The organism is Rhizobacter sp. P1_G5, from assembly GCF_056405435.1.
The window spans coordinates 1-13,201 of the sequence record NZ_JBFUCB010000110.1; the positions used below are offsets into that span (position 1 = coordinate 1).

Sequence of the window (13,201 nt, forward strand, 5' to 3'; positions counted from 1 at the left end):
CCGGTCTACCCGACCCGCCTGCCGCCGTCGGCCGTGCTGCGTTTCGACCTGCGCCGCAGCGGCTTCAGCGGCCGCAGCGAGCTGCAGTGGCAGAACCTGAACGCCCAGGGCCAGTACCAGGTGCGCCTCGAAGGCAGCGTCGCCGGCTTCCGCGTCTTCACCTGGGCCAGCCAGGGGCGCGTCGACAAGGCGGGCATCGCGCCGCTGCGCTTCACCGACGAACGCCGCGGCAAGTCGCTGCAGGCGGCCAACTTCCAGCGCGAGGCCGGCAAGATCACGTTCTCCGGCCCGAGCACCGAGTACCCGCTGGTGGCCGGCGCGCAGGATCGCCTCAGCTGGATGATCCAGCTCGGCGCGGTGCTGAGCGCCCGCAGCGCGCCGCCGGCCGCCGGCGAGCGTCTGTCGTTCTTCGTGGCCGGGGCCAAGGGCGAGGGCGAGGTCTGGCACTTCGTGTCGCAAGGCCTGCAGAGCGTCAATGTGCAGGACCAGGCGACGCCCGCCTGGCGCTTCACGCGCGAGCCGCGCAAGCCGCATGACACGCGCATCGAGGTCTGGCTCGATCCGGCGCGCCATTTCCTGCCGGTGCGCTACCGGCAAAGCAGCGACGGGTCGAACGACGTGCTCGACCTGATCCTGCAAGAGATGCAGATCGCCTCCTGATGGCACCGGGGCGCGACTTGAAAAACCGTCAACGCCCCACCAACTGTCCTTGAAGGAGAGCTTTCCATGCACATGCTCTATAACTCCGAGAACTTCGTCGTGGTGCAGTTCGACACCACCCAGGGTGCCAGCGCCGTGCGCGAGGAATCGCTGATGCGCGGCGGCTACGAGATCGTCGACAAGTTCGCGCGCAAGGAGATCTTCATCGAAGGGGCGATGGCCGAGAGCTTCAAGCAGGGCGTCGAGGCGCTGATCGAGACCTCGCCGAGCGAGGAGGAGATGGACGACTACCTCGAGCGGTTCTCGTCGCTCATGCAGCAGCCCCTCGTCCTGCACTGACAGATTTGTAAAGCCGGGTTCCTCCCCCGGCCGATGGGGCTTGCCGCCCGGCGCGGGCTGCGCCAAGATGGCCCGCACCGCAGGAGGATCCATGGCAACCCGCCAGCTCGATGCACGCATGCTGCTGTCGCCCGGCCTGACCGAGGCGCCGGTGCTCGACCGCATGTGCTCGCAGTTCGTGCTGACGCTCACGGTGCGGCATGCGGGGCGCTTCAACCTGCGGCGCGACTGGAACAGCCTGCTGTCGCTGACCGGGCGCCACCTGGTCTGGCCGGCCAGCGTGCTCGGGCGGCTGCGGGATTTCCTGAAGAACCGCTGCAAGGGCAACGAGCACTGGCGCGGCCATGAGGCGCTGGCCGACGAGGCCTTCATGGCCCGCCATGGTGCATGGCGCGGCCCGTATGAAGAGGGCACGCTGTTCTTCTACGTCGACGAGTACATCAAGGACGCACCGAAGGACCTGCTGGCGGTGCTGGGCGCGACCGCCGACTGGCTCGACCGCAGCCTGAAGAAGGAATCGACGCTGGTGCAGAAGAACATCGACGCGCTGGCCGGCCTGCTGCAGCTGAACCCGGCCGAGCGCGCGCTGCTGCTGTACGGCACGCTCGCCCGCTACCAGCGCGACCTGCGCGGGCTGCTGGTCGAGTTCAAGGTGTCGAACGCGCAGGAGGCCTATGCCGCGATCGCCGCGGTGGCCGGCGTCAACGAGCAGGACGTGGCCGAGGCGCTGCGTGCCGGTTCGCGCCTGGAGCGCATCGGCATGGTCGAGAACCTGATCTCCGAGCACAACATCACCGACCTGGCCGACCTGATGAAGGTCAGCGAGCAGCTGCCGCCGGTGCTGATGCGCCACTACGCCGGCCCTTCGGACCTGATGGCGGTGTTCACCCGGCCGGCCGCGCGCAGCGAGCTGACGCCGGGGGATTTCCATTACGTCGGCGACGACCAGCGCGTGCTGACCGCGCTGCTGCGCCATGCGGTTGCGCGCAAGGCACCGGGCGTCAACGTGCTGCTGTACGGCCCGCCCGGCACCGGCAAGACCGAGCTTGCCAAGGTGGCCGCGCAGGCCGCCGGGCTGGAACTCTACGAGGTGGAGTACGCCGACCGCGACGGCAATTCGCTGTCGGGCCGCGACCGCTACCGCTCGCTGCAGATCAGCCAGGTGTTCCTGAAGGGCGGCAACCTGGTGGCGCTGCTGTTCGACGAGGTCGAGGACGTGTTCCCGCCGATCTCCACCGATGCGGCCCAGTTGATGGCGCGCATGGACACCGGCGACGGCGTCGTGTCGGGCAGCGTCAGCGGCAAGGCCTGGGTCAACCAGATCCTCGAGACCAACCCGGTGCCGGTGATCTGGGTCACCAACCGCATCGAGCAGATCGACCCGGCGTTCCGCCGCCGCTTCCAGTACCACCTCGAGCTGAAATCGCCGCCGCCCGGCGCGCGCGAGGCGCTGGTGACGCGTGCGCTGGTCGACGTGCCGGTGTCCGAAGGCTTCGCCGCGCGGCTGGCCGAGCGGCGCGGCCTGACGCCGGCGCAGGTGCGCACCGCGGTGAAGTTCGCGCGGCTGGCCGCCGAGGACGAGAGCGCCCCGGCGATCGAGGCCTTGATCGAGCGCCAGCTCGGCCACGCCGACAAGGCGCTCGGCAACGGCACGAACGGCCGCGGGGCCCGCCACGTCGTGACCACCTACGACCTGGGCCTCGTCAACACCGAATCGCGCTTCGAGCTGCCCCGCATCATCGAGGCGCTGCGCCGCAAGGGCCACGGCACGCTGTGCTTCCACGGGCCGCCGGGCACCGGCAAGACGGCGCTGGCCGAGCACATCGCGCAGCAGCTGCAGCGCCCGCTGATGATCCGCCAGGCCTCCGACATCGTCAGCAAGTTCGTCGGCGAGACCGAGCAGAACATGGCGCGCATGTTCGACGACGCCCAGACCGAGCAGGCGGTGCTGCTGCTCGACGAGGCCGACAGCTTCCTGCGCAGCCGCCGCATGGCCGAGCGCAACTACGAGGTCAGCGAGGTCAACGAGATGCTGCAGGRCATGGAGCGCTTCGCCGGCGTCTTCATCTGCACGACCAACCTGTTCGACGAGCTCGACGAGGCGGCGCTGCGGCGCTTCACGTTCAAGATCCGCTTCCGGCCGCTGACCGCCGCGCAGCGCGAGCGCATGTTCATCGCCGAGGCGTTGGGCGGCGATGCCGGGCTGCTCGACGGCGAGCAACGCGACCGGCTGGCGCAGCTGGACCTGCTCACGCCCGGCGACTTCGCCGCGGTGCGGCGCCAGATCGACGTGTTGGGGGAAGCGTTCACTCCCGCGGAATTCCTGTCCCAGCTTGAGTCGGAGCATCGTGTGAAACCCGAGGTGCGGCAACGCCGCGGGATCGGCTTCATGCACTGACCGCCGATCGTCTTCGGGCGCCTCAAGCCCGCGTCGTCCCGGCCGATAACGACCGAACGACCTGGAGCGGCGAGTTCGATGGACGAGGCATTCATTCCTTGGAGGTTCCGGCCTGACCTGTGGGCGGCCTCCTTCGGCATGGCCGTCTTTGCCGCGTACGTCGCGCTCGACCTGGCGCGCGGCGTCGCGTCGAACCACCGCGCGACCTCGCTGCGCGCGCTGGCCGGCTCGGCGCTGGCGCTGGCCGTCGGCACCTGGGCGTTGCATTTCATCGTGATGGCCTCCGGGCCGCTGCCGTTCCCGATGGGCTACAGCGGCTGGGTGGTGCTCGGCTCGCTGGCAGTGGCGTATGCCGGCTCGCTGCTCGCCTGCCTGCTCGGCAGCCGTGCCGGCCTGCAGGTGCGTGACGGATTGCTCGCCGCGCTGACGGTCGGCAGCGCGCTGTGCGCGACCTCGTTCGTCGCGCTGCTCGCGTTGCGCCTGCAGCCGCAGGTCGAATGGGAGTGGCGCATCCTGGTGCCCGGCTGGCTGGCCGCCTGCGCGATCGGCGGCAGCGGGCTGTGGCTGATGGCCTGGCGCCGGCGCGTCGCGCCGGTGGGTTTCCAGTGGCGCGCGATCGTCGCGCTGGTGCTGGGCACGGCGATGGCCGTCGGCAATGCGTCGGTCGTGATGGCTGCGCAGGTGCCGATGCTGGCGCTGTCGCCGACCGCCGACGAAGTGAGCCTGGCCACCGTCACCGCGCTGGCCATCGTCGGCGCGCCGATCCTGCTGGTGCTGCTGCTGCTGACCTCGATCCTGGAGGCGCGTTTCCGCTCGATGCTGCGGCGCGCCCGCGAGGAGCTGCAGGTGGCGGCCTACACCGACCGGCTGACCGGGCTGCCGAACCGCGCGATGTTCGACGAGCGGCTGCAGCGTGCCGTGCTGCGCGCCGACCGCCACGGGCACCGGCTCGCGCTGCTGTTCTGCAACCTCGACGGCCTGAAGGCCATCAACGAATCCTTCGGCCAGGCGAGCGGCGATTCGGTGCTGCGTGAGGTGGCCGGGCGCATGATGCACCTGGCCGGCGAGCGCGACATGGTCTCGCGGGCCGGCGGCGACGAGTTCCTGGTGCTGCTCGAAGGCTCGCCCGACAAGGACGATGCCGGGCGGCTCGCGGCGCGCGTGATGGCGGCGCTGAGCCAGCCCTGCCGCTTCGACGGGCACGAGGTGCCGCTGAGCTGCTCGATCGGCATCGCGATGTACCCCGACGACGGCGCGCTGTCGAAGCTGGTGCCGCATGCGGCGGCGGCGAYGAATTCCGTCAAGCGCACCGGCGGCGCGGCGCACTGCTTCTTCGAGCCGCGCATGGTGGCCGGTGCACGCGACCAGGTCGAGCTGCTGCACGACCTGCGCCGCGCGATCGAGCACGGCGAGCTGGAGCTGTACTACCAGCCCAAGATCCATGCGCCGAGCGGCCAGATCACCGGTGCCGAGGCGCTGATGCGCTGGCACCACCCGCAGCGCGGCATGGTGAGCCCGGCCGTCTTCATCCCGCTGGCCGAACGCTTCGGGCTGATCAACGCGCTCGGCAACTGGCTGATCGAGGACGCGTGCCGGCAGATCCGCGTGTGGCGCGAGCAGGGCCTGCGCATGCGCGTGGCGATCAACCTGTCGGTGCACCAGCTGCGCCAGCCCGACCTGCCCAAGCGCATCGAGCGGGCGCTGCGTGCGCACCGCATCGAGCCCTCGCTGCTGACCTGCGAGATCACCGAATCGGCGGCGATGGACGACACGCGCGCCAACCTGCAGATCCTCGAGGAGCTGTCGGCGATCGGCGTGCACCTGTCGATCGACGACTTCGGCACCGGCTATTCGAGCCTGAGCTACCTGCGCAAGCTGCCGTCGGAGGAGCTGAAGATCGACCGCAGCTTCGTGCTCGACCTGGAGAGCAGCGCCGATGCGCGCGCGATCGTCGACGCGGTCGTCAAGCTGGCGCAGGCGCTCGGGCTGAAGGTGGTGGCCGAGGGCGTCGAGACCGCGGAGCAGCAGGACATCCTGCGCTCGCTCGGCTGCAACGAGCTGCAGGGCTTCCTGTTCGCCAAGCCGATGTCGGCCAAGGCACTGGCGCTGTGGGCGATGAACGACGAAGGGCCGGCGCCGATCGACTTCCGGGCCTCGCTGTTCAGCGACACCATTTCGTCGGCCACGTTCTGATTGAAGGGAAGCGGACACCGCGGTCGCGGATTGGGCACAATGCCGGCACGACGCAAGTCAACCCGCGCAGCTACCGACACTGCCATGTCCGCCAAGAAGCCACCGATCGCCGCCAAGACCGTTCGCCGGGACATCGGCAAAGTCATCGTGAACACCGCCCTGAGGGGAGAAGGCGTTGCGACGATCCATTTCGGTGAGGTGAGCGTGAAGGCGGCTTCGCCCAAGGCGGGCGAACTGCGGCGCAACGTCACCATCGGCCAGGCCGCCATGGCCCGAGCGATGCCGAAGCTGGTGAAGCCGGGGATTGCATTCAAGACGGCGCCATCAACGCCGCTCTTCCGTGCCGATCCGCTGGACCCGAGCCGCCTGATCCGCGAGGTGAATGGCAGAGTCTCGACGGGCACGTTCGTCAACGGGAAGTTCAAGGTGGTGAGCACCAAGCGATGACGTCGCTGGCGCAGGCCGTCGATGAAGTCCGCCGTGAACAGCGGCGCGCCGGGAAGCCCTTGGCGGTGATCCTTGCGGGTCACAACGGCTCGGGGAAATCGACGATGTGGCTGCGGCACCTCTCGCCGAGCTTCCGGATCCCGCTGGTCAACGCCGACCGGATGATGTTGTCCATCCTGCCCGAAGCCGATCATGAAGGTCGTTTGATCAAGTGGGCCCAGGCACTGCGCGACACCGACGAGAGCTGGATGAAGGTGGCTCAGAAGGGTGTCGAGGCCTTCGTCGCCCAGGCGATGGCGCGCGGCGTTCCCTTTGCGATGGAAACGGTCTTCTCCTACTGGGAAGCGTTGCCCAACGGCAAGTTCGCGTCCAAGATCGACCTCATCCGTGAAATGCAGGCTGCCGGTTACTTCGTGCTGCTGTTCTTCGTCGGGCTGTCGAACGTCCGGTTGTCGATCGGTCGGGTGATGACCCGAGTCGCGGAGGGGGGCCACAACGTCGACGTCGACAAGCTCGTCGAGCGGTTTCCGCGCACGCAGCGGGCGATCGGCGCCGCCGCCTCGGTGGCCGACGCGACCGTCTTCACCGACAACAGCCGCGGCAAGCGGCAGGCCTTCACGGTGTGTCGGATCCAGATCGGCGAGCGCGAGGCTTTCGACATTCGCAGTGGCGCGCGACGCCGGATCCCCAGTGAAATCGGCGAGTGGCTGAACGTCGTCAGTCCCAAGGTGCYCCCGTAGACCGAGGCCCCCCGGCCGGGCCACTGCGACAACAATGTCACTGGGGTCCCCTTGTCATTGGAGCGACGGGGCTGCAAGGGTTTCCTACAATCGCGCAATGAACGCCCCCGTCTACACCCGTGGCGCGGCCCTGCCGCAGATCCTCTCGCAACGCATCGTGGTGCTCGATGGTGCGATGGGCACGATGATCCAGCGCTACAAGCTCGGCGAGGCCGACTACCGCGGCGAGCGCTTCGCCAGCCATCCGAAGGACCTGAAGGGCAACAACGAGCTGCTGCAGTTCACGCGGCCCGACGTGATCCGCGAGATCCATGAGCAGTACCTCGCGGCCGGCGCCGACCTGATCGAGACCAACACCTTCGGCGCGACCAGCGTCGCGCAGGACGACTACGGCCTGGGCGAGGTGGCGCGCGAGATGAACGTGGTGGCCGCGCGGCTCGCACGCGAGGCCTGTGACAAGTACGCCACGCCCGACAAGCCGCGCTTCGTGGCCGGCGCGCTCGGCCCGACGCCGCGCACCGCGAGCATCAGCCCGGACGTCAACGACCCGGCCGCGCGCAACGTGAGCTTCGACGAACTGCGCGCCGCGTACTACGAGCAGGCGGCGGGCCTGCTCGAAGGCGGCTGCGACCTGTTCCTGGTGGAGACGATCTTCGACACGCTGAACGCGAAGGCGGCGATCTTCGCGCTCGACGAGCTGATGGAAGACACCGGCGAGCGGCTGCCGGTGATCATCTCAGGCACGGTGACCGACGCGTCGGGGCGCATCCTGTCGGGGCAGACGGTCAGCGCGTTCTGGCACAGCGTGCGCCACGCGAGGCCGATCGCGATCGGGCTGAACTGCGCACTCGGCGCGACGCTGATGCGGCCGTACATCGAGGAGCTGGCCAAGGTGGCCGGCGACACCTTCATCAGCTGCTACCCGAATGCGGGCCTGCCGAACCCGATGAGCGACACCGGCTTCGACGAGACGCCGGAGATCACCGGCAGCCTGGTCGAGGAGTTCGCGCGCGCCGGCTTCCTGAACATCGCCGGAGGGTGCTGCGGCACGACGCCGGCGCACATCGCCGAGATCGCGAAGCGGGTCGGCGCGTACCGGCCGCGCTCGCGGCACGATCCGTTGTTCTCAGGATTGCTGGCCGCGTAGCCCGGCTACTTGCTGCCTGAGCGCACCGCCCGTTCGCCGATCAGGATCTCGACGCGCCGGTTCGCCGCGCGGCCGGCCTCGTCGTCGTTGCTGCCGACCGGGTCGCGCGAGCCGCGACCGGCCACGCCGATCTTCACTGGCGACAGGCCGCGCGCCACCAGCCAGTCGCGCGCACTCGCCGCACGGTCCAGCGACAGCGCATCGTTGCCGGCCGCCGAGCCCTTGCTGTCGGTGTGGCCGACGATGCGCAGCTCCAGCTGCGGCTGGCTGCGCAGCACCGCTGCCACCTTGTCCAGCAGCCCGGTGGCGACCGGCTTCAGCGCCGAGCGGTTCGGCTCGAACGCGACATCGCCCGGCAGCGTGAGCCACAGTCGCTCGTCGGTCGTGCGCGCCAGCGCCATCGGCGTGCCGTTCAGGCTGGAGGCCAGTTGCCGCTCGACCGCCTCCATCTGCGGCGACCAGCTGCGCGCCGCGCCGGAGGCCGCCTGGCCATAGACCGGGCCCGGCGCGGAGCCGGGCACCGAGGGCGCCGGCGCCGGCAGCGGCTTGACCTGCGGCGCGCCGCAGGCAACCAGCAGCGCGGCAACCGCGACGGAGAGAGCGAGGAATCGTGTGTTGTTGTTCACGGCAGAAGCAGTCCAGTCGTGGATCCCGGATTGGACACGCTCCGTGCACCACGACCGCATCAGGGGCTTGCCGAGTTGTAACCAAGCCGCTCACGGGGCCTGGCCGCATAAAATGCGCCTCTCCAAGGAGCGTTGCGACGGCGGCCCATCGGGCTGCCGCCAGGCTTGGAAGCTTGCAACCACGCTCACCCCTCGCATGATGAATCCGCATGCGCCCCGGGTGAGCTCCGGGGCGGTGCCAGCCGACCCGCCATGACCGCCTCCGCCTCTCTGTCGTCGCCGACGTCTACCGCCCGTCCCGTTCCGCCGATGAAGCTGTCCGGGCTGGAACCGGTGCTCATCGGGCAAGGCAGCCTGTTCGTCAACATCGGCGAGCGCACCAACGTCACCGGCTCGAAGGCCTTCGCGCGGATGATCCTGAACGGCGAATTCGAGCAGGCGCTCAGCGTGGCGCGCCAGCAGGTCGAGAACGGCGCCCAGGTGATCGACATCAACATGGACGAGGCGATGCTCGACAGCAAGGCGGCGATGGTGCGCTTCCTGAACCTGATCGCCAGCGAGCCCGAGATCGCGCGCGTGCCGATCATGATCGACAGCTCGAAGTGGGAGGTCATCGAGGCCGGCCTGAAGTGCATCCAGGGCAAGGGCATCGTCAACTCGATCTCGATGAAGGAGGGCGTCGAGCCCTTCATCCACCAGGCGAAGCTGGTGCGCCGCTACGGCGCCGCGGCCGTGGTGATGGCCTTCGACGAGAAGGGCCAGGCCGACACCTTCGAGCGCAAGGTCGAGATCTGCGAGCGCGCCTACCGGATGCTGGTCGACGAGGTCGGCTTCCCGCCGGAAGACATCATCTTCGACCCGAACATCTTCGCGATCGCGACCGGCATCGAGGAGCACGACAACTACGCGGTCGACTTCATCAACGCSACGCGCTGGATCAAGCAGAACCTGCCSGGCGCCAAGGTGTCGGGCGGCGTSTCGAACGTGWSCTTCAGCTTCCGCGGCAACGAGCCGGTGCGGGAAGCCATCCACACCGTGTTCCTGTACCACGCGATCCAGGCCGGCATGGACATGGGCATCGTCAACGCCGGCATGGTCGGCGTGTACGACGACCTCGAGCCGACGCTTCGCGAGCGCGTCGAAGACGTGGTGCTGAATCGCCGCCCCGACGCCGGTGAGCGGCTCATCGAGATCGCCGAGACCGCCAAGGGCGCCGCCAAGGACGACAGCGCCAAGCTCGCCTGGCGTGCCAAGCCGGTGCGCGAGCGCCTGAGCCATGCGCTGGTGCACGGCATCAACGACTTCATCACCGAAGACACCGAAGAGGTGTACCAGCAGATCAAGGCCGGCGGCGGCCGCCCGCTGCACGTGATCGAAGGCCCGCTGATGGACGGCATGAACGTCGTCGGCGACCTGTTCGGCCAGGGCAAGATGTTCCTGCCGCAGGTGGTCAAGAGCGCGCGCGTGATGAAGCAGGCSGTGGCSCACCTGCTGCCCTACATCGAGGAAGAGAAGCGGCTGCTGGTCGAGGCCGGCGGCGAGGCGAAGGCCAAGGGCAAGATCGTGATCGCCACCGTGAAGGGCGACGTGCACGACATCGGCAAGAACATCGTCACCGTCGTGCTCCAGTGCAACAACTTCGAGGTCGTCAACATGGGCGTGATGGTGCCCTGCCAGGACATCCTCGCGCGCGCCAAGGTCGAGGGCGCCGACATCATCGGGCTGTCCGGCCTGATCACGCCGAGCCTCGAGGAGATGCAGTACGTCGCTGCCGAGATGCAGCGCGACGAGCACTTCCGCATCAAGAAGATCCCGCTGCTGATCGGCGGCGCCACCACCAGCCGCGTGCACACGGCCGTGAAGATCTCGCCGCACTACGACGGGCCGGTGGTCTACGTGCCCGACGCGAGCCGCTCGGTCAGCGTCTGCAGCGACCTGCTGAGCGACGACAAGGCCGCCGCCTACATCGCCGAGCTGAATGCCGACTACCTGCGCGTGCGCGAGCAGCATGCGAACAAGAAGGCCACGCCGCTGGTGACGCTGGCGCAGGCGCGTGCCAACAAGACGCCGATCGACTGGGCCGGCTACGCACCGACGGCACCGAAGTTCACCGGCCGCCGCGTGTTCCGCAACCAGGACCTGGCCGAGATCGCGCAGTGCATCGACTGGGCCCCGTTCTTCCAGACCTGGGACCTGGCCGGGCCCTACCCCGCGATCCTCACCGACGACGTCGTCGGCGAATCGGCGCGCCGCGTGCTGAGCGACGGCCAGCGCATGCTGAAGCGCCTGATCGAAGGCCGCTGGCTGACGGCCAACGGCGTGATCGGGCTGTACCCGGCCAACACCGTCAACGACGACGACATCGAGATCTACACCGACGAGACGCGCAGCGAGGTGCTGATGACGTGGCACGGGCTGCGCATGCAGACAGAGCGGCCGGTGATCGACGAGAACGGGCAAAAGAAGCGCCGCCCCAACCGCTGCCTCGCCGACTTCATCGCGCCGAAGGGCTCGGGCGTGGCTGACCACATCGGCCTGTTCGCGGTGACCTCCGGCATCGGCACCGAGAAGAAGGAGAAGCAGTTCCTCGACGACCTCGACGACTACAGCGCGATCATGTTCAAGGCCCTGGCCGACCGCCTGGCCGAGGCCTTCGCCGAGCGCATGCACCAGCGCGTGCGCACCGAGTTCTGGGGCTATGCGGCCGATGAAGCGCTGCGCAACGACGAGCTGATCGCCGAGAAGTACCGCGGCATCCGCCCCGCGCCCGGCTACCCCGCGTGCCCGGACCACACCGTGAAGGCCGAGATGTTCCGCGTGCTGCAGTGCGCCGACATCGGCATGGCGCTCACCGAGAGCCTCGCGATGACACCGGCCGCCAGCGTCGGCGGCTTCTACCTCGCGCACCCCGAGGCGACGTACTTCAACGTCGGCAAGATCGGCGACGACCAGCTGCAGGATTGGGCCGCGCGCAGCGGCCAGGATGCGTCGCTGGTCAAGCGTTCGCTGTCGGCGCTGTTGTGACGGAGGGATGACGACGCCGCGGCAACGGCTGTTGCTCCGCGTTACATCCGAAGCATCCGAACGCATCGCCGACCGTTCACGTCATCTCGGCACAGACCTCGACGCCAGATAGCCCGGCCCATCTGTCAAGGATGGGCGCTTTTCCAGCCGACACCCTGTAGGCGGTGTCCGACGATGTCGCTGGTATGTCTCCTGCACGCAATCGACCCGTATCAGGTCGTACGCACCGCACCGAGGGGGACTGAAGTGACATCGCTTCCATCGACATTCGCCATCCGCAAGACATCCCGCCTGTGGGCCGGTGCGCTGTTGATCAGCCTGCTGGCCGCGTGCGGCGGCAACAAGAACGACGAAGACAGCGCCGCCGACGCCGGCCCGCCGCCGACCAAGGAGGCCGCGGCCCGCTTCCTGACCCAGGCCACCTACGGCCCGACCGCGGCCGACATCGACCAGCTCGCACAGGTCGGCTACCGGCGCTGGCTCGAGCAGCAGATGGCCAAGCCGCAGAAGCGGCACCGCGACTACATGACCGCGGCGATGAATGCCGCGGCAGCGGCCGGCACCAACGTCACCTCCAGCAACTTCATGGAGTCGTACTGGACGCAGGCGATCACCGGCGACGACCAGCTGCGCCAGCGCGCGGCCTACGTGCTGTCGCAGATCTTCGTGGTGTCGTTCGTCGATTCGACGCTGAGCAACCTGCCGCGCGGCGTGGCCGACTACTACGACGTGCTGGGCCAGCATGCGTTCGGCAACTACCGCGACCTGCTCGAGGCGATCACGATGCACCCGATGATGGGCGCCTACCTGACCAGCCTGCGCAACCAGAAGGAAGACGCGAAGACCGGCCGCGTGCCGGACGAGAACTATGCACGCGAGATCATGCAGCTGTTCTCGATCGGCCTGTACCAGCTGAACCCCGACGGCACCGTGAAGAGCGGCAACCCCGAGACCTACACGCACGACGACATCGCCGGCCTCGCCAAGGTGTTCACCGGCCTGAGCTGGTACGCCGGCCCCAACACCGCCGACCGCACGCGCACCCGCTTCTTCGGCGGCGACGTCAACGCCGACCGCGACTGGAAGCCGATGCAGGGCTACAACAAGTACGCGAGCAACACCGATTTCCACTCGGCCACCGAGAAGAAGTTCCTCGGCAAAACCATTGCCGCGACCGACAAGCCGGATGTCGAGGGCGACATCAAGGTCGTGCTGGACACGCTGTTCAACCACCCGAACGTCGGCCCCTTCCTCGGCCGCCAGATCATCCAGCGCATGGTGACCAGCAACCCGAGCCCGGCCTACGTCGAGCGCGTGGCGGCGGCGTTCAACAACAACGGCAGCGGCGTGCGCGGCGACCTGGGCGCGGTGTTCCGCGCGGTGCTGCTCGACCCCGAGGCGCGCAGCGCCGACACGGCGCGCAACGACTACGGCAAGCTGCGCGAGCCGGTGATGCGGCTGGCCCACCTGCTGCGCACCTTCCACGCGAAGTCGACCACCGGCAAGTTCCAGGGCATCGACAACACCGACGACCCGGCCGGCCGGCTGGGCCAGACCCCGATGCGCTCGCCGACGGTGTTCAACTTCTACCGCCCGGGCTACACGCCGCCGAACACCAGCATCGAGG

The 13,201-nt window shown here is 68.6% G+C and carries 10 protein-coding genes and 1 riboswitch; of the genes, 9 read left to right on the top strand and 1 reads right to left on the bottom strand.

The annotated features are described in order from the left end of the window. The 7 genes from AC1D12_RS10630 to AC1D12_RS10660 all read left to right on the top strand — a co-directional run. The coding region (locus tag AC1D12_RS10630; protein WP_477840354.1) for a DUF3108 domain-containing protein at positions 1–660 on the top strand (660 nt) is incomplete at its 5' end. A gap of 66 nt (positions 661–726) precedes the next feature. Further along, the gene (locus AC1D12_RS10635) at positions 727–999 is read left to right on the top strand and encodes a BTH_I0359 family protein (protein WP_477825253.1); all 273 of its coding nucleotides are present in this window, start codon (positions 727–729) and stop codon (positions 997–999) included. 91 nt (positions 1,000–1,090) lie between these two features. Continuing rightward, a complete protein-coding gene (locus AC1D12_RS10640) occupies positions 1,091–3,397 on the top strand; it encodes an ATP-binding protein (protein WP_477840355.1) in 2,307 nt (768 codons plus the stop codon). A gap of 78 nt (positions 3,398–3,475) precedes the next feature. Further along, positions 3,476–5,590, top strand: a complete 2,115-nt coding sequence (locus AC1D12_RS10645) for a putative bifunctional diguanylate cyclase/phosphodiesterase (RefSeq protein WP_477840357.1) — start codon at positions 3,476–3,478, stop codon at positions 5,588–5,590. An 84-nt stretch (positions 5,591–5,674) separates the two neighbouring features. Further along, complete coding sequence (locus tag AC1D12_RS10650) at positions 5,675–6,037, top strand: hypothetical protein (RefSeq protein WP_047509748.1); 363 nt, start codon at positions 5,675–5,677, stop codon at positions 6,035–6,037. Then, positions 6,034–6,777, top strand: coding sequence for a zeta toxin family protein (locus AC1D12_RS10655; RefSeq protein WP_477840359.1), 744 nt, complete (start codon positions 6,034–6,036; stop codon positions 6,775–6,777). Before AC1D12_RS10650 ends, AC1D12_RS10655 begins: the two co-directional genes overlap by 4 nt. A gap of 97 nt (positions 6,778–6,874) precedes the next feature. Beyond that, positions 6,875–7,924, top strand: a complete 1,050-nt coding sequence (locus AC1D12_RS10660) for a homocysteine S-methyltransferase family protein (protein WP_477825447.1) — start codon at positions 6,875–6,877, stop codon at positions 7,922–7,924. Positions 7,925–7,929: 5 nt separating this feature from the next. Here the strand turns inward: AC1D12_RS10660 and AC1D12_RS10665 are convergent, their stop codons facing one another. Further along, positions 7,930–8,550 carry an OmpA family protein gene (locus tag AC1D12_RS10665; RefSeq protein WP_047509754.1) on the bottom strand — a complete coding sequence of 207 codons (621 nt, stop codon included), beginning with the start codon at positions 8,548–8,550 and terminating at the stop codon, positions 7,930–7,932. Positions 8,551–8,668: 118 nt separating this feature from the next. Beyond that, positions 8,669–8,744: riboswitch (S-adenosyl-L-homocysteine riboswitch) on the top strand. Between the two features lie 58 nt (positions 8,745–8,802). Between AC1D12_RS10665 and metH the strand changes: the two genes are divergently transcribed. Further along, on the top strand, positions 8,803–11,574 hold the full coding sequence (gene metH / locus AC1D12_RS10670; protein WP_477840362.1) for a methionine synthase: 2,772 nt from the start codon (positions 8,803–8,805) through the stop codon (positions 11,572–11,574). 246 nt (positions 11,575–11,820) lie between these two features. Then, the coding region (locus AC1D12_RS10675) for a DUF1800 domain-containing protein (protein WP_477840364.1) at positions 11,821–13,201 on the top strand (1,381 nt) is incomplete at its 3' end.

What these genes read in the sequence shown, in the direction of transcription:
- AC1D12_RS10660 (WP_477825447.1), top strand. Translation starts at nt 6,875, where the DNA reads ATGAACGCCCCCGTCTACACCCGTGGCGCGGCCCTGCCGCAGATCCTC.
- AC1D12_RS10650 (WP_047509748.1), top strand. Translation starts at nt 5,675, where the DNA reads ATGTCCGCCAAGAAGCCACCGATCGCCGCCAAGACCGTTCGCCGGGAC.
- AC1D12_RS10635 (WP_477825253.1), top strand. Translation starts at nt 727, where the DNA reads ATGCACATGCTCTATAACTCCGAGAACTTCGTCGTGGTGCAGTTCGAC.